General features: G+C 63.1%; 20 protein-coding genes and 1 tRNA gene. 15 read left to right on the top strand and 6 right to left on the bottom strand.

Translation table 11 applies throughout. The annotated features are described in order from the left end of the window. The first annotated feature begins 42 nt into the window (after window positions 1-42). From Q8R81_RS11825 to Q8R81_RS11755, 15 genes are all read left to right on the top strand, one after another. Complete coding sequence (locus tag Q8R81_RS11825; RefSeq protein WP_305618055.1) at window positions 43-501, top strand: GspH/FimT family pseudopilin; 459 nt, start codon at window positions 43-45, stop codon at window positions 499-501. After that, window positions 491-865, top strand: a complete 375-nt coding sequence (gene gspI / locus Q8R81_RS11820) for a type II secretion system minor pseudopilin GspI (RefSeq protein WP_305618053.1) — start codon at window positions 491-493, stop codon at window positions 863-865. Before Q8R81_RS11825 ends, gspI begins: the two co-directional genes overlap by 11 nt. Next, on the top strand, window positions 862-1458 hold the full coding sequence (gspJ, locus tag Q8R81_RS11815) for a type II secretion system minor pseudopilin GspJ (RefSeq protein ID WP_305618051.1): 597 nt from the start codon (window positions 862-864) through the stop codon (window positions 1456-1458). The genes gspI and gspJ overlap by 4 nt, the downstream gene beginning before the upstream one ends. After that, complete coding sequence (gene gspK, locus Q8R81_RS11810) at window positions 1455-2441, top strand: type II secretion system minor pseudopilin GspK (protein ID WP_305618049.1); 987 nt, start codon at window positions 1455-1457, stop codon at window positions 2439-2441. The genes gspJ and gspK overlap by 4 nt, the downstream gene beginning before the upstream one ends. Window positions 2442-2531: 90 nt before the next feature. Further along, window positions 2532-2608 (top strand) — tRNA-His (locus Q8R81_RS11805). Between the two features lie 168 nt (window positions 2609-2776). Further along, a complete protein-coding gene (gene ccmC, locus Q8R81_RS11800) occupies window positions 2777-3505 on the top strand; it encodes a heme ABC transporter permease CcmC (protein WP_305618048.1) in 729 nt (242 codons plus the stop codon). Window positions 3506-3512: 7 nt separating this feature from the next. Further along, window positions 3513-3653: a hypothetical protein gene (locus Q8R81_RS11795; protein ID WP_305618046.1), complete on the top strand. Its 141-nt coding sequence runs from the start codon at window positions 3513-3515 to the stop codon at window positions 3651-3653. Continuing rightward, complete coding sequence (ccmE, locus tag Q8R81_RS11790) at window positions 3650-4117, top strand: cytochrome c maturation protein CcmE (protein WP_305618044.1); 468 nt, start codon at window positions 3650-3652, stop codon at window positions 4115-4117. Before Q8R81_RS11795 ends, ccmE begins: the two co-directional genes overlap by 4 nt. Continuing rightward, on the top strand, window positions 4114-6069 hold the full coding sequence (locus tag Q8R81_RS11785; RefSeq protein ID WP_305618043.1) for a heme lyase CcmF/NrfE family subunit: 1956 nt from the start codon (window positions 4114-4116) through the stop codon (window positions 6067-6069). The genes ccmE and Q8R81_RS11785 overlap by 4 nt, the downstream gene beginning before the upstream one ends. Further along, window positions 6066-6617 (top strand): DsbE family thiol:disulfide interchange protein, encoded by a 552-nt coding sequence (locus Q8R81_RS11780; protein ID WP_305618041.1) that lies wholly within the window; start codon window positions 6066-6068, stop codon window positions 6615-6617. The genes Q8R81_RS11785 and Q8R81_RS11780 overlap by 4 nt, the downstream gene beginning before the upstream one ends. Before the next feature lie 62 nt (window positions 6618-6679). Next, window positions 6680-7054, top strand: a complete 375-nt coding sequence (locus tag Q8R81_RS11775) for a cytochrome c-type biogenesis protein (protein WP_305618078.1) — start codon at window positions 6680-6682, stop codon at window positions 7052-7054. Beyond that, window positions 7051-7749, top strand: a complete 699-nt coding sequence (locus Q8R81_RS11770) for a tetratricopeptide repeat protein (RefSeq protein ID WP_305618039.1) — start codon at window positions 7051-7053, stop codon at window positions 7747-7749. The genes Q8R81_RS11775 and Q8R81_RS11770 overlap by 4 nt, the downstream gene beginning before the upstream one ends. Before the next feature lie 166 nt (window positions 7750-7915). Then, window positions 7916-9838: a potassium transporter Kup gene (locus Q8R81_RS11765; protein WP_305618038.1), complete on the top strand. Its 1923-nt coding sequence runs from the start codon at window positions 7916-7918 to the stop codon at window positions 9836-9838. Window positions 9839-9947: 109 nt separating this feature from the next. Continuing rightward, window positions 9948-10931 (top strand): sensor histidine kinase, encoded by a 984-nt coding sequence (locus Q8R81_RS11760; protein ID WP_305618036.1) that lies wholly within the window; start codon window positions 9948-9950, stop codon window positions 10929-10931. Next, on the top strand, window positions 10932-11282 hold the full coding sequence (locus Q8R81_RS11755) for a response regulator (RefSeq protein WP_305618034.1): 351 nt from the start codon (window positions 10932-10934) through the stop codon (window positions 11280-11282). A 73-nt stretch (window positions 11283-11355) separates the two neighbouring features. Here Q8R81_RS11755 and Q8R81_RS11750 read toward each other — a convergent pair whose 3' ends face one another. The 6 genes from Q8R81_RS11750 to dapF form a co-directional block, all read right to left on the bottom strand. Continuing rightward, window positions 11356-11661: a hypothetical protein gene (locus tag Q8R81_RS11750; RefSeq protein WP_305618032.1), complete on the bottom strand. Its 306-nt coding sequence runs from the start codon at window positions 11659-11661 to the stop codon at window positions 11356-11358. Window positions 11662-11843: 182 nt separating this feature from the next. Beyond that, a complete protein-coding gene (locus Q8R81_RS11745) occupies window positions 11844-12416 on the bottom strand; it encodes a urate hydroxylase PuuD (RefSeq protein ID WP_305618031.1) in 573 nt (190 codons plus the stop codon). Window positions 12417-12539: 123 nt separating this feature from the next. Further along, window positions 12540-13199 (bottom strand): inner membrane-spanning protein YciB, encoded by a 660-nt coding sequence (locus Q8R81_RS11740; protein WP_305618030.1) that lies wholly within the window; start codon window positions 13197-13199, stop codon window positions 12540-12542. Continuing rightward, complete coding sequence (gene ftsY, locus Q8R81_RS11735; protein WP_305618028.1) at window positions 13196-14134, bottom strand: signal recognition particle-docking protein FtsY; 939 nt, start codon at window positions 14132-14134, stop codon at window positions 13196-13198. Before ftsY ends, Q8R81_RS11740 begins: the two co-directional genes overlap by 4 nt. Continuing rightward, window positions 14131-15417 (bottom strand): MiaB/RimO family radical SAM methylthiotransferase, encoded by a 1287-nt coding sequence (locus tag Q8R81_RS11730; RefSeq protein ID WP_305618027.1) that lies wholly within the window; start codon window positions 15415-15417, stop codon window positions 14131-14133. Before Q8R81_RS11730 ends, ftsY begins: the two co-directional genes overlap by 4 nt. After that, window positions 15414-16235: a diaminopimelate epimerase gene (gene dapF / locus Q8R81_RS11725; protein ID WP_305618026.1), complete on the bottom strand. Its 822-nt coding sequence runs from the start codon at window positions 16233-16235 to the stop codon at window positions 15414-15416. The genes Q8R81_RS11730 and dapF overlap by 4 nt, the downstream gene beginning before the upstream one ends. Between the last annotated feature and the right edge of the window lie 61 nt (window positions 16236-16296).

The raw sequence follows: 16296 nt of genomic DNA, 5'->3' as shown, positions 1-16296 counted from the left end.
TTGGTCGTAAAACCGTCACGTTCCTGCCGCATGCGATCCGAGATGCCCCGCCAAAACGCCCACATCCCTCCACGCAACGGCTTCTCGCTGGTCGAGATGCTTGTCGTGCTGATGGTCATGGGCCTGCTCGCCACGGTGGCGGTGCTCACCATCCCCGGCGATGAGCGCAAGCTGCGCGACGAGGCCGAACGCTTCGCCGCCCGCACGCTCGCCGCGCGCGACGAGGCGATCATCGGCGCGCGCCCCGTGGCATTGGTGGTCAGCGATCGCGGCTACTATTTCGAGCGGCGCATGCAGGGCCAGTGGCAACCGCTGCCGGGCCGGGGCTTTGACCTCACCGGCTGGGCTGATGGCACGACGGCCAATGCAGGCCGCCAGCGCCTTGTGTTCGATTCGCTTGGCTTGGCCAGCAGTGAAGCCGCTGTCCGCCTGACGCGCGATGGCAAAACACTCGTCGTCCACTTGCGTCGCGACGGCAAGGTCACGCTCGATGCAGGTTGAACGCAACGGTTTCTCTCTGCTTGAACTGCTCGTCGCGCTGGCTGTTTTTGCCATCGCCGCGCTGGCACTGCTGCAGATGGAAGGCGCCAGCATTTCCCGCACCGCCGATCTTGACCAGCGCCTGCTGCGCGAGATCGTGGCGCAGAACATGGCCGCCGAAATCCTCACCGACCCCGCGCCGCCATCGGTGGGCAGTGCCAGCGGTACTATAGAGAACGCCGGTCGCCGCTTCCAATGGACCCGTACCGTGGCCATGCAGCCCGATTACGGCGTCCTTTCGATCACCCTCTCAGTCCGCGAAACCAGCCCCGGCGCGCAAAGCCAGTCGTTCACGCTCGATTTCACGCGGCTCCCCGGCGCATGAATGAGGAGCCTACCCCCAACGGTTTCACTCTGGTCGAGATGCTCGTTGCGCTCGCGCTCTTCGCCGTCATTGCGGTCGGCGCGCTTGGCCTGCTGCGGTTCTCGGTCGATGCCGAGCTCGCCAGCCGCGCCAAGACGGACAGCATCGCTGCCCAGCGCCGCTTCCTCTCGGTCTGGACCGCCGATCTGGCCCAAGCCGTTCCACGCCCGTCGCGTGACCAATCCGGCACCCCGCGCCCTGCTTTCGAGGCGAACACGGACGGCATGGTCATTCGCTTCACCCGCAGCGGTTGGGACAATCTCGACGGTGCCGCGCGCCCCGGCCTGCAAAAGGTTGAATACCGCATCACCGCAACCGCGCTGGTCCGCGCAGGTTACCCGTTCCCCGATGGCGCGGCGGCGGACTCACCCAGTGAAGTCCTGCCGCTCACCGCCCCCGCCACTGTCCGCTTCCGCACCAGGGATGGCAACTGGCGTGACCGGTGGGAGCCGCAACTCACCACTGAATTGCCCATCGCGGTTGAACTGCTGATTCCGCAACGCGGCGTGCCCCCGCTGCGCATCGTCTCGCTGGTCGGGGTCAATTACCAGTGAACCCGCACGACCCAAGGGAGCGTGGTGCGGCGTTGCTCTCGGTCCTGCTGCTAGTCGCAGTCATGGCGGTGATCGCGGCGGTAATGCTTGATCGCCTGAACCTTGCCACGCGCCTTGCCGGAAACGGGCAGGCGATGACGCAGGCCCGCCTCTATGCCACCAGCGCCGAAACGCTGGCGATGGCGCGGATCAAGGCGATGGTCGATCAATCGCAGGAACGCACGGTGGATCGCACCGGCCTGCTTGGCCGCGAATTTCCGCTGCCCCTGCCGCGCGGCACCGTGATGGCGAGGGTGGATGACGCCGGAAACTGCTTCAATCTCAATTCCTTGGTCGAGGCTGATGCCCAAGCCAACAACCGCCTGCGCCTCGTTGGGCTGAACCAACTACGCGCCTTGATGCGCAGCCTTGCCATCCCCGAAGCCGAGGCTGCGATCATCAGCGATTCGATTGCCGACTGGATCGACACCGACAGCGCGCCCGCGCCCAACGGGGCCGAGGACGATTCCTACCAAGGCCGCCCCGTGCCTTATCGCACCGCCGGACGTCTGATCGGCGATGTCAGTGAGATTCGCGCGGTTCGTGGCATGACGCCGCAGTTCTACGAACGCTTGCGCCCGTGGCTTTGCGCGCTGCCCGCTGCCCAGCTCTCGCCGCTCAACATCAACACTTTGCGCGCGGATCAGGCCCCGCTGCTCGCCATGATTGCGCCCACCGCCATCCCGGTGGACCGCGCGCGCGCGCTGATTGCCAGCCGCTCCCCGCTCGGCTGGGCCACGGCGGAGGATGCCTTGCGCAGCTTCGGCGGTGGCGAAGGGGCGGGCATTCCTGCAGGCCAGTTGCAGGTCCGCAGCCGCTGGTTCCTGCTGACGCAGACCGTCACCGTCGATTCGGCAGTGCTTGAAGAACAGGCGCTGATCGACGTTGGCCTCAACCCACCGCGCGTTGCTTTCCGCACATGGGGCGACAGGTTCAGCCGCTGAATTGCCGCATATGGCAAATTTCCGCTTCCCTTTCCTGCGCCTTTCTGCAAAGGGGCCACCCCGCGCAGCGTGTTCTGTGCGATCAATGTGGCGACCGTAGCTCAGTTGGTTAGAGCGCCGGTTTGTGGTACCGGAGGTCGGGGGTTCGAACCCCCTCGGTCGCCCCATTTTCCTCCCAAAGCTCCTGCATTTCCCCCTTTCGGGGTGCGCACCAAGGCATAGCCTTTTGGTGTGGATTGCCGCCATTGCGCTTGCGGCTGCGCGGCCCGCGTGGCAGAGCGAGGCAAGACCGGTTGCGAGCGCTTCCGGGAGAAGGATCAGACTGCTCCGCGCCCATGCACGGTTTTGCCAATCCCGCCCGTTTCCTGCGCCTTGCCCGCTGGATGATGCCGCTTCTGCTGGTTTCCGGCCTGCTGCTGTCGATGGGCGCGCTGCTCTATGGCATACTTGTCGTCCCGCCTGACCGGCTGATGGGTGAAACGGTGCGGATCATGTTCATCCATGTGCCCGCCGCATGGCTGGGCATGGCTGGATGGTCCACCATCGCTATTGCCAGCATTGTCGAATTGGTCTGGCGGCACCCGCTGGCTGCCATCGCAGGCCGCGCCGCAGCCGTTCCTGGCGCAACTTTCACCGCCATCTGCCTTGCCACCGGCTCCATCTGGGCGCGGCCCACGTGGGGCACCTGGTGGGTGTGGGATGGGCGGTTGACGAGTTTCCTCGTGCTGCTGTTCCTCTATTTCGGCTATATCGCGCTGTCCGGCGCGGCGCAGCGTGATATGGCGGGCGGAGGCGGGGGCAACCGCATCACTGCAATCTTCGGCCTCGTCGGCGCTATCAACATCCCGATCATCAACCGCTCGGTCGTGTGGTGGAACAGCCTGCACCAGCCGCCTTCGATCACCGCAGGCAAATCCGCCATTGATGGCACGTTCCTGTGGCCGCTGCTGATTGCCGCGATTGGCTTCAGCCTGATCTTCGGCGGCGTTGTAATCGCGCGGATGCGCACCCTTCTGGCCGATATTCAGGCCGAGGCGCGTCTGCGCCGGAAAGCGATGGCGTAACAAGCGTATGCGCGAAGGTCTTGAGCAATGGGATTACGTCGTGGCCGCCCTGTCGATCGGGGTTATCGGCACGCTGCTGCTGGTCGGCTGGTCCTTGGTAGCCATGATCCGCGCCGAACGTCGCCGGGATAAGGTCAGAGGCAAGTGAGCAGTAACCCGTCCGGCGGTATCAAGCCCAAACACCAGCGCCTCGTCCTCATCATTGTGGCGTTGGTCGCGCTGGTCGGTGCCGGTCTGCTTGCTGCCTATGCCCTGTCCAATCAGGCCAGCTATTTCTACGTGCCCGCCGATCTGGTGAAGGCCCCGCCTGAACAGGGCCGCGCCATCCGTCTTGGCGGCATGGTTGAAAAGGGTTCACTCAAGACGCGCAGTGACGGCATCACCATCGATTTCATCGTCGGCGATGGCAAAGCGCGCGTTCCCGTGCGCTACACCGGCATCACCCCTGATCTCTTCGTCGAAGCCTCCGGCGTGGTTGCCGAAGGCCGCATGGAAGGCCAGACATTCGTGGCTGACAACCTCCTTGCCAAGCACGATGAGAACTACGTCCCGCGCCAGATGGGCGACATGACCCCGGAACAGGCCAAGCAAGTGGTGGCTGAAACGCAATGATCGCCGAAATCGGCCTCGCCGTGCTGTGGATGGCAGCAGCCCTTGCCGTGCTGCAGTTGTTCGCCGGTTTCTCTGCACTGCGCCCCGGCGGCAAGGCGTTGGCTGGGGTCGTGCGCCCGCTTGCGGTGATGCAGGGCGTGCTCGTCGCGATCTCGTTCCTTGCGCTGATCGACCTGTTCCTTGAAACCGACCTGTCGGTAAAGCTTGTCGCGGCCAACAGCCATTCGATGAAGCCGTTCATCTTCAAGCTGGCGGGTACATGGGGCAACCATGAAGGCTCGATGCTGCTGTGGATCACGATTATGGCCGTCTCGGGCGGTGTGGTCGCGCTGGTGGAAAAGCGCCTGCGCGAAGACACACTGATCGCCACGCTGGCGGGGCAGGCTTTCGTCAGCCTTGGTTTTTACGCTTTCTTGCTGCTGTCCTCGAACCCGTTCGAGCGCCTGCCCGAACCTGCGCCCGAAGGGCAAGGCCTCAACCCGCTGCTGCAGGACATTGGTCTCGCCTTCCACCCACCGACGCTCTACGTCGGCTATGTTGGCCTCTCGGTCGCGTTCAGCTTTGCCATTGGCGCGCTCATCACACGTGATGTCGGCCCGGCTTTTGCCCGCGCCATGCGGCCGTGGGTGCTGGGTGCATGGATTTTCCTCACGGTCGGCATCACCGCCGGATCGTATTGGGCCTATTACACGCTCGGCTGGGGTGGCTGGTGGTTCTGGGATCCGGTTGAAAACGCGTCGCTGATGCCGTGGCTCGCCGCCACTGCGCTGCTTCATTCGTGCTCGGTCCTCGCCAGCCGCAACGCCTTGCGCGCGTGGACGGTGATGCTCGGCGTGATTGCGTTTTCGATGTCGATGGTGGGCACGTTCCTCGTGCGCTCGGGCATCCTCACCTCGGTCCACGCGTTTGCGGTTGATCCAGAGCGCGGTTCGTTCATTCTTGCCCTGCTGGCCATCTACATCGGCGGTGCGCTCGCGCTGTTCGGCATCCGGGCATCGACCGTGACCGAGGGTGAGCGCTTCAGTCTGTTCAGCCGCGAAGCCAGCCTCGTGTTCAACAACGTGATGCTGTGCGGCATCCTTGGTATCGTGCTGCTCGGCACACTCTATCCGCTGATGACCGAGGCTTTCGGTGCCAAAGTTTCCGTCGGCCCGCCCTACTTCAACCCGGTTTCGGCCATCTTCGCGATCCCGATGATGCTGATGATGGGCGTTGGCCCGCTCCTGCGCTGGCGCAAGGACAAGCCTTCGCGCATCACCGCCACGGTGGCCATTCCGGCGCTGGTCGTCGCGCTTGTCCTGCTGGCCGTCGTGTTGATGTTCCCATCGATCCGCATTCTGCCGATGCTCGGCATCGCTGTCGGCGCAGGGCTGGCGGTGGGAAGCTGGCTTCCGCTCAAGGGTCGCAACTTGCGCCGCACTCCGTTTGCCGTGTGGGGCATGGTCGTGGCGCATTGCGGCCTCGGCGTCGCGCTGCTGGGCGCGGCCAGCGAGAGTGCGTTCTCAACCGAACGCCTTGCCGCGATGAACGTGGGTGACACGCAAAGCGTCGGCCCGATCGCGCTCAAGCTTGAAAAGATCGAGCCCGTCGCCGGACCGAACTGGACCGCCATCGAAGCCACCGTGACCGCCTCATACAAGGGTGGAACCCCGGTCACGCTCCACCCGCAGGCGCGCACCTTCACCTCGCCGCCCGGAGAGCGCACCGAATCCGCACTGCACACTCGCTGGAACGGCCAGCTTTACGCGGTGCTGGGCAATGAAGGTGATGATGGCCGCTGGCAGATGCGCTTCTGGTGGAAGCCTTTCGTGCCGCTGCTCTGGCTTGGCGGTCTGCTGGTCGCTTTCGGCGGTCTGCTCGCGCTCATTGGCCGTGTTGCGCAGGATGTGAAGCGCGTTCGCGTGAATGACAAGATCGCCTTCCGCAAGACGCAGCAGGATATGCTGAAATGACCGGGGAAGCTCCCAAACGCTCTGGCTTGGCGATCTGGCTCCCCCTCGCCGTGTTCGGTGCGTTCTTCGCACTCGTCATCTGGGGCCTCTACCGCCCGGCAGACCGCGACGTTGCCAGCGCGTTCATCGGCAAGCCGCTGCCCCAGTTCAACCTGCCCGCCGCCACCGAAGACCGCCCCGGCCTCTCCACTGCCGAAATGAAGGCTGGCAAACCCCGCTTGCTCAATGTTTTCGCCAGTTGGTGCGTGCCCTGCGCGGTCGAAGCGCCACAGCTTGAAGCGCTCCGCCAGCAAGGGGTGGACATCGACGGCGTCGCCATCCGTGATCGCAGTGAAGACCTCAACCGCTTCCTCGCCACTTATGGCAACCCGTTCACCCGCATCGGCAAGGACGATCTGTCCGAAGTCCAGCTTGGCATCGGCTCGTCGGGTGTGCCCGAAACGTTCGTGATTGATGGCAAAGGCGTGATCCGCCACCAACACATCGGCGAAATCCGCCCCGAGGACGTGCCCATGATCCTCGAAAAGTTGAAGGAGGCGCAATCGTGAAGCGCCTGATTATCGCCATCCTCACGCTCCTCCTCGCCACCCCGCTCGCAGCGCAAGACCAGATGCCGCCTGCGCCGCTGGCCTACAAGCAACTCGATGATCCAGCGCTCGAAGCCAAGGCTCAGGGCCTGATGGAAACCCTGCGCTGCCTCAAGTGTCAGAGCCAATCCATCGCCGACAGCGACGCGCCGATGGCGGGTGACATGCGCCATCAGGTCCGCACGCGCATCGCCGCAGGTGAGGAGCCCGAGGCAATCCGCACATGGCTGGTTGAGCGCTATGGCGATTACGTCAGCTACGCGCCGCAGAACAAGCCGATCATGTGGCCGCTCTTCGCAGCGCCGCTGGTGATTCTGCTCCTCGCCGTGTTCCTGTTGCGCGGGCGCTTCCGCAGTGCAGGCAAGAAGGAAACAGACAACAAGGTGGCTGGCGAATGACGTGGGTTATCGTCCTCCTGATCGCCGCCGCAGCCTTTGGCGTGATGGCCTTCGCGCTCAGGATGCCCCGCGCAGGCTGGGAGTTGGCCGGCGCGGCGCTGCTCGTCGGCATCGCGGGATATGCACTGCAAGGCATGCCCAGCATGCCCGGTGCCCCCAAGGCTCCGATTGAAAACAAGCGCGCCGCTGACGAAGCGCTGATCAAGCAGCGCCAGCAGATGGGCAACGGTTTTGCCAAGGGCGCGAGTTGGATGATCCTTGCCGATGGGCTTGCCCGGCAGGGCCAGTTCGGCGCAGCTGCCGAAGTGCTGCGCAAGGGCACGCAGCAGTTTCCGCAGGACGCGGACCTGTGGGTATCGCTGGGCAATGCGCTGGTCGGGCACTCCGACGGCATGATCACGCCTGCCGCGCAGTTCGCCTTCCAGAAGGCGGCCAGCATCGATCCCGCGCACCCCGGCCCGCCATTCTTCATGGGTCTCGCGCTCGCCCAGTCGGGACGTTTGCCCGATGCCCGCGCGGTCTGGTCCGAACTGCTCGAACGCTCTCCCGCCGATGCCCCTTGGCGCGCCGACCTTGCTGCACGGATTCAGCGTATCGATTCGATGTTGGCGATGAATGGTGGAGCCGAAACCGCAGGCGCTCCAGTCGAAGCTCAGCCACCCACACCCGAAGCCTCGGTCCAAGCCGCTGAATAAGCGCCTGGAATTTCGCTCCGAAAAGGGCTGAATGCCCGCGCCTTTCAGCTTGTCCCAAGGCGCGTTCGGCCCCATTGCAGGGGGCAGGGGGCGGTGCTACAGCGCCGCGCCGCTCCGCCGTTTCGGGGGAATGGAACAGGGCTGAAAAGCCGGGGGCACGGTCGCCATGAGTAATGCCGAAACCACTGCGGAAACACCCGGCATAGCCGCGCCTGCTTCCGGCGGGCATGGCCAATCACAAGGGCCGCTGCTGAAACTTGCGGTGGGCGCCATTGGCGTCGTCTTCGGTGACATCGGCACCAGCCCGCTTTACGCCCTGCGCGATACATTCGCGGGTCATCACCCGCTCCCGCTCGATCTCATGCACATCTTCGGCATCATCAGCCTGATGTTCTGGTCCATGATGATCATTGTGACGTTCAAATACGTCACAGTCATCATGCGGGCCGACAACAAGGGTGAGGGCGGCAGCCTCGCATTGCTGGCGCTGATCAACCAGCACACCGATGGCAAACGCTGGGGCAAGGGCATCATCCTGCTCGGCGTGTTCGCCACCGCGCTGTTCTATGGCGATTCCATGATCACGCCGGCCGTCTCGGTCATGGGCGCGATTGAAGGTGTCGCGGTCTATCGCCCCTCAATGCAGGGCATGATCGTGCCGCTGGTCGTCACCATCCTGATCGGCCTGTTCTTTATCCAGAGCCGTGGGACGGAAAAGGTCGCAACGTTCTTCGGCCCGATCATGCTGCTCTATTTCGCCACGATCTCGGTCCTCGGCGCGCTGAGTATTGCGCAGTATCCGCAGGTTATCGCGGCGCTCAGCCCGCATTATGCGGTCAGCATGTTCATCAGCGATCCGTTCCGTGGGTTTCTGGCAATGGGCGCTGCGGTGCTGGCGGTGACCGGGGCAGAGGCACTCTATGCCGATATGGGCCACTTCGGTCGCCGCCCGATCCGCGTATCCTGGCTGGTCTTCGTGCTGCCTGCGCTGGTGCTCAATTATCTGGGCCAGGCCTCGCTGCTGATCCGCAACCCCGCAGCGCTGGAAAGCCCGTTCTATTTCCTTGCGCCGGAATGGTTCCAGTGGCCGCTGCTGTTCATCGCTTCGGCCGCCGCCGTCATTGCCTCGCAGGCGGTGATCTCGGGTGCTTTCTCGGTCACGCAGCAGGCCATCCAGCTCGGCTTCATCCCGCGCATGACGATCAAGCACACATCGACCGCTGCGGGCCAGATCTACATTCCGGTGATCAACTGGGCGCTGATGATCGCGGTGATCCTGCTGGTGCTGGTGTTCCAGCGCTCGTCAAACCTCACCGCCGCCTATGGTATCGCGGTGACCGGGGCGATGCTGATTGACAACTTCCTGCTCGCAGTCGTGCTGTTCAAGCTGTGGAACTGGAAGAAGACGGCGGCGATTGCCATGCTCGCGCTGTTCTTCGCAATTGACGGGGCCTATCTGGGTGCCAACCTCACCAAGATCCCTGATGGCGGCTGGGTGCCGCTGGTGATGGGCGTGGCGATCTTCACGCTGCTTACCACATGGTCGCGGGGCCGCGCGCTGATGCGGGCCAACATGGCCGAAGGCACCATCCCGCTGGAAGTGTTCACCAAGTCCGCCCATTCCAGCGCCGCCCGCGTGTCGGGCACCGCCATCTTCATGGCCTCCACCGCCGCTGGCGTGCCCTCGGCGCTGCTGCACAACATCAAGCACAACAAGGTGCTGCACGAACGGGTGGTGATCCTCACCGTGTCGATCGAGGACGTCCCCTATGTGGATGAAGGTGAGCGCTTCTCGGTCAAGGACTACTCCAACGGCTTCTACCGCCTGACCATGCGCTTCGGCTTTCTTGAGGAAACTGACGTCCCCGCCGCGCTCAAGAAAGTCAGCATGTGCGGCGAGCCGTTCAACATGATGAAGACCAGTTTCTTCCTCTCACGCCAGACGCTGATCGCATCGGACAAGCCGGGCATGGCGCTGTGGCGTGAAAAGCTGTTCGCGTGGATGCTGCGCAACGCAGCCAGTGCGATGGAATTCTTCCGTCTGCCCACCAATCGCGTGGTGGAACTTGGTAGCCAGCTCAAGATCTGAACCCGCAAATCGGTCCATTTCGGCTTATCGCTCTTTGCAGGGCAGGGCTTGGATTGGCGCAGAATTGCGATAATCTGCTAATCCGACTGGCGAATGGGGGCGGCCCGCAATGCCCGACAAGGCGCTCTTGCGCGAAATACTTGATGCTCAGCTGGAAATGGTGTGCCGCTTCACAGCGGAAGGCACCATTTTGTTCGTCAACCGCGCCTATGCCGCTACGCTCGGCCATGCGTCCGATGATCTGACGGGAAGAAACCTCTGGGCTTACGTGACCGAGGACGATCACGCATACGTCAGCCAGATGCTGGATCAGCTGACCCCGGCATCGCCCGAACTGACCATCGAAAACCGCTTTGAAACGGCGCAAGGCACACGCTGGGTACTCTGGCGCAATCACGCACTGGCATTTGACGATGCCGGGCGGTGGCACGAGGCGCAGTCTACCGGCATCGACATAACCGAACGCAAGCAGCTTGAAGAACAGCTCGAACTGCTGGTTGGCGAACTTAACCATCGTGTGAAGAACACGCTGATGGTGGTTCAGGCTATGGCGCAACAGACTTTTCGTGGGACTGGCCTGCCCGCCCAGCCTGTTGCCACGTTCAATAACCGCCTTGCCGCGCTATCGGGCGCGCACGATGCGCTCAGCCGCACCAATTGGACCGGGGCAACATTGGCCGAGATCGTCCGTCAGGGCCTGTTGATTTGCGGGCCGGATGACATGCGGCTGGATATTGGTGGACCAGACGTTTCCGTGCCTGCCAGTGCCACTGTGTCGCTGGTCATGGTTTTCCATGAACTTGCCACAAACGCGATGAAGTACGGCGCGCTTTCCACGATGTCGGGCAAAGTCCTGATCCGATGGGACTATCAACCCGCCCCAGGCGATTCCACGGGCACCGTCACTATCGATTGGCAGGAGAGCGGGGGCCCGATCGTGGCCACACCCACACGCCACGGCTTTGGATCGCGGCTTGTGTCCGAGGCAGTTCCGCGGCAATTGGGTGGATCGGTGCAGCTTGATTATGCGCCAACCGGGCTGCATTGCCGCATCTCGGTTCCGGGTGCCACTTCCGTGGCGGGGATGGGATAGATGATAGCAGGTAAGCGCATCCTCGTTGTTGAGGACGAATTCATCGTCGCGGCCATGCTTTGCGATACGCTGGAAGATGCAGGCGCCGTGCCGCTGGGGCCAGTCGGCCGTCTGAACGATGCACTGGAGGCAATTGCCGCAGGGGGCATTGATGCTGCGGTGCTCGACTGGAACCTTGCGGGCGAACCCAGCCTTGCTGCCGCCGCCGCTTTGGCACAACGCAATGTGCCGTTCGTCATCGCTACCGGTTATGGCTCGGTCGAAGCGCCGTTTGATGATCGCCCGATCCTTGGCAAACCCTATGTTTCGGCCCACCTGATTGAAAAGCTGGCCGCGTTTTTCACAAGTTGATCCAGGTCGTGCTGATCACAGTAATGCCCCGTCATCCCGGACAGCGTCCGCAATGACGGGGTGAGCGTTTGACTTAGTCTTTCTTGGCTTCGGCCACGGATTCGTTGTGCAGGCTGGCTTCGGCTTCTGCCGCTTCCTGCTTCGCGTCGGCAGCAGCCTTGGCACCCAGTTCGTCGGTTGCAGCAGCGGCATCATCCACGGCCTTGGCAGCCTTGTCGCCCAGTTCGTCGGTTGCAGCCGCAGCCTTGTCGGCGGCGTTCGCAACGTCGTTACCTGCTGATTCAGCGGTGGTTTCTGCAGCATCCTGGGTCTGTTCCGAACAGGCCGAAAGAGCCAGGGCACTGGCCGCTGCGGCGGCGATCAGGGTAAACTTGCGCATGTGATGAATTACTCCCCTAAGGTGTCTCGCCCGCAACGCGGGTTAAGAGCGCAACGCCCGGGCGTGCAAAAATATCCCGGCAGTTTCAGCGGCCTGTCTTATTGCCAATAGGCACGAAGCAAAAAAAGAGCGCGACATCCGCAGATGCCGCGCTCGATTTTCAACCACCAAGCTGAAACGTATCAGCCGAGGTTTGCGCTCACCATTGCATAAAGCATCGGCAGCGAAAGCAGGGTGTTGGTGCGGCTGGCGTAAAGCGCGCGGGGCGCAGCAGCAGCCTTTTCCTCAGCCGTCGCTTCCACGATGCCAAGCACCTTCTTCTGTGCGGGCCAGATGATGAACCACACGTTGAAGGCCATGATCAGCGCCAGCCACATGCCAAGGCCGATCAGGTTGACGTTGCCTTCACCGGTAAAGGTCATCGCCTGATGGGCATAGCCCGAGACGACTGCGATGCCGAGACCGGTCAGCACGGTCAGCAGCGCGCCATAACGGAAGAAGAAGAACACCTTGGGAGCGATGTGCCCGGTGATCGCGCCCTTCTGTTCGGCCGGGATCTTCGGCATGGTCGGCACCTGCACGAAGTTCAGGTAATAGAGCAGGCCGATCCACACGATGCCGAAGAAGATGTGCAGCCAGCGCAGCACAGAGTTGGCATCGACGGGCGCGGAATCGCCATAGGCGAACATCACAGCGATGGCGGCAACAAGGCCGACAACCAGTACGAGATGAAGATTGCCAAAGAACTTGGCCATGAGATTTCCCCCTATTTGCAACCGTCATGTTGGCAGGGGCACGACCATGCCCCCCTGCGGTTGCCGCGCATATTAGGCAGCGTGGCGCAAAAGTCACATGAAAATGGGGTGGAGCACCCCTGCTCAATCGTGCGGCGGGTTCTTCTCAACGTCGGTTTCGGCCTCAACCGCCAGCCCGTGCTTCAACAGCATGGGAATCTGCGTGAAGGTGAACAGGAACGACAGCGTGGTCACGCCCCACAGCTTGGCCTGTAACCAAATCTCGAAATTGCCGTTGGGGGTGTTGAAGAAGTAGCGCAAAACCTCGTTCAATCCGGCAAGGAACAGGAAGAAGAACGCCCAGTTGCGTGACAGCTTGAGCCATCCTTCGTTGCTCAGCCCCTCAAACGCAGCTTCCAGCAGATAGCGCAGCATGGGCTTGCCCTTCGCAAGTCCGGCAAACAGCACGCCTGCAAACAACAGGTAGATTGCGGTCGGCTTTACCTGAATCCAGAACGGATCGCCCAGCAGCACGGTCAGCGTGCCGAAGCCGAGGATCAGCACGGTGGACAGCCACAGCATCGGCGAAATCTTGCCCAGCCGAAGCTTTGATATAATCAGCGCCGCCACCGTCGCCACCATGAACACCGCCGTGCCCTTGGTCACCGCCACCACTTCGGCAAGGCCAGCATCGCCGCCAGATGGTTTGAAATAGCGGTAGGCGAGGAAGAACACCAACAGCGGGCCGTAATCGACCAGCAGGTTGACCCACGATGACTTGGGCTTCTTGTCAGCGGCGCTCATCGGTAAACTCCCGCGATGACCTTGGCCAGCAGGTCGGGGTCGAAGGGCCGCAGATCATCGATCTTTTCGCCTACGCCAATCGCGTGGATCGGCAGGCCATATTGCTCCGCCGCCGCAACCAGCACGCCCCCGCGCGCGGTACCGTCCAGCTTCGTCATGATCAGGCCGGTCACGCCTGCCACTTCCTTGAAAATCTCGATCTGTTGCAAGGCGTTCTGCCCGTTGGTGGCATCCAGCACCAGCACCACGTCGTGCGGCGCTTCGGGGTTCAGGCGGCCCAGAACGCGGCGCACTTTGGCCAGTTCGTCCATCAACTCGCGCTTGTTCTGCAACCGGCCCGCCGTGTCGACGATCAGCGTGTCGATCCCGGTGTCGGTGGCCGATTTCACGGCGTCGAACACGATCGCCGCCGGGTCTCCGCCTTCAGGCCCGGTCACGATGGGAACGCCCAACCGCTCGGCCCAGACCTTCAGCTGGCCGATGGCGGCGGCGCGGAAGGTATCACCGGCGGCCAGCATCACGCCATAGTCCTGCTCCTGGAACAGGTGCGCCAGCTTGGCGATGGTGGTGGTTTTGCCCGAACCGTTCACGCCGATCACAAGGATCACTTGCGGGCGCGGAAAAGCCACGATTTCCAGCGGCTTGGCCACCGGGCGCAGGATCGCGGCGATTTCCTCGGCCACGGCTTCCTTCAAGCCCTGCTCGTCCACGCCGTTCTCGAATTTCGCCGCCTTCAGCTTCTCGCGGATACGCGCGGCGGCGCGGGGGCCGAGGTCGGAGAGGATCAGCGCGTCCTCAAGATCGTCAAGCTGCGCCTCGGTCAGCCGCGATGCGCCGACGATGCCACCGAGATTTTCCGCAAGCCGTTCAGAAGTCTTGCGAAAACCTCCCAGCAGACGGTCGGACCAGCTTGAACTGGCGGTTTCCGGACTCATTCCAGTATTCCTTCAACAATCTTGGTCGGCGTTACCGTCACGAGGCTGCCCGCAGCCACGCCTTGCGGCACGCGATAGCTCGCAAAGTGGCCCGCATGGCCGGTTCCGTCGCGCTCGGCAAGGATTTGCGCGGGTTTGCCGATCAGCGAGCCGAGCCAGCGGGCGCGTTCTTCTGCCACAGCAGCGCGGACTTCGGCAGCCCGCTCACGGACCAAAACCGGATCGACTTGCGGCATCCGCGCTGCCGGAGTGCCGGGGCGGGGGGAGTAGGGGAAAATGTGGCCGTGAACGATCCCGCATTCGCGCACGATCGACACGTTTTCTTCATGCATTTCAGCGGTTTCGGTTGGAAACCCGGCGATCAGGTCTGCGCCGATGGCAAGTTCGGGCCGCCGCGCCTTCATCCGCTGCACAAGGTCTATTGCCTGCGCGCGCGAGTGTCGCCGCTTCATCCTTTTCAGCACCATGTCGCTACCGGACTGCAGCGAGAGGTGGATGTGCGGCATCATGCGCGGTTCGGTGGTGATGAGGTCGAAAAGGAGCGGATCGATCTCCACCCCATCAAGCGAGGAGAGGCGAATCCGGGGGAGGGTGGGGAACGCTTCGAGGATCGCAGCGACCAGATCGCCGAGCTTTGGGGCACCCGGCAGGTCAGCGCCCCATGAAGTCACATCAACCCCGGTCAAGACCACTTCATTGACGCCCTGATGCGCTTTAGGTGCGTCTAGGTGCATCTTGGTGCTGTTCAGGAATATCGCGCTTTCGACCGCTGAAAGCACATCAACTATCGGCAATGAAACGCTTTTTCCGCGCCCCTGTGGGATGATGCAGAACGTACAGGCATGATCGCACCCGTTCTGCACCGGAACGAATGCGCGGGTGTGCAATCCAACACGCCGATGCTCCAAAACACCCTCACTGCTCCCCCGCGAAGGCGGGGGTCTCAGGAGTGTTGCTCCGTGCTGCCCGAGGCCCCCGCCTTCGCGGGGGAGCCAGCTTTGTTCAAGAAGCTTGATCGTGTTGGAAACCACAGCATCGACTTCGGGCATCGCAGCGAAAGCCTCAGCCTCAATCGTCGCAGCGCACCCCGTCACGACCAGCCGCGCATCGGGATGCTCCCGCCGCAGCTTGCGCACCGCGCGGCGCGACTGGCGCACGGCCTCGGCTGTCACCGCGCAGGTATTGACCACCACGGTGGGCGGGCCATCGGCCAGAAAGCCCCGGATCGCCTCGCTTTCGGCGATGTTCAGGCGGCAGCCGAGCGAGACGACTTGAGCGCTCATGCCGGAAAGTCGGCATCCTCGAACGTGCCTTCGAAGCTGAGCGCGGCCGGGCCTGTCATATCGATGTTGCCGCCCGCGCCTGCATTTTCCGGCCATGTGATCGTCAGTGGGCCTCCGGGCAAGTCCACGCGCACCTTGCGCCCCGTCAGCTTGCGACGGATCGCGGCGACGGCGGTGGCGCACGCGCCGGTGCCGCAGGCGCGTGTCAGGCCCACGCCGCGCTCCCACACGCGCAGCTTCAGGTGATCGGTGCCGACCACACTGGCGACGTTGACGTTGATTTTCTGCGGAAAAAGCGGATCGCACTCGATCAGCGGGCCGAGCCGTTCAAGGTCCACCGCATCGGCATCGGGCACGAAGAAAATCACGTGCGGATTGCCGACGTTGACGCCGACCGGGTTCTCCAGATCCTCCCACCCAACGGGCATTTCCAGCGTGTCCATCGCATAGGCCACCGGGATTTCGTCCCAGCCCAGCCGGGGTGCGCCCATATCGACCGAGACGCCCTCAGCGCGCGCTTCGGAGCGGATCATTCCGCCAAGCGTTTCAATGCTTTGCGTGCCACCCAGCAGCAGGCCGACAGCGCGGCTGGCATTGCCGCAAGCTTCAACCTCGCTGCCGTCATGGTTGAAAATGCGCATCTTCACATCGGCAGCGTCGGAAGTTTCCAGCAAAATCAACTGGTCGCAGCCAATGCCTGTCCGCCGGTCAGCCAAAGCCGCAGCGCGTAGCGCGGACATGGCGACGGGCATCTCGCGGGCGTCGATCACCACGAAATCATTGCCGAGGCCGTGCATCTTGCGAAAGGGAATGCGCATGAGGCGCGACTTAGGGATTGCCGCGCCTCAAGGCAATGCGTGCCGGAAAACTCAACGCTGG

Source organism: Novosphingobium sp. (assembly GCF_030696665.1).
Classification (GTDB): domain Bacteria; phylum Pseudomonadota; class Alphaproteobacteria; order Sphingomonadales; family Sphingomonadaceae; genus Novosphingobium.
The sequence above is the reverse complement of the archived record's forward strand: the minus strand, read 5'-3'. Positions and strand labels throughout refer to the sequence as shown.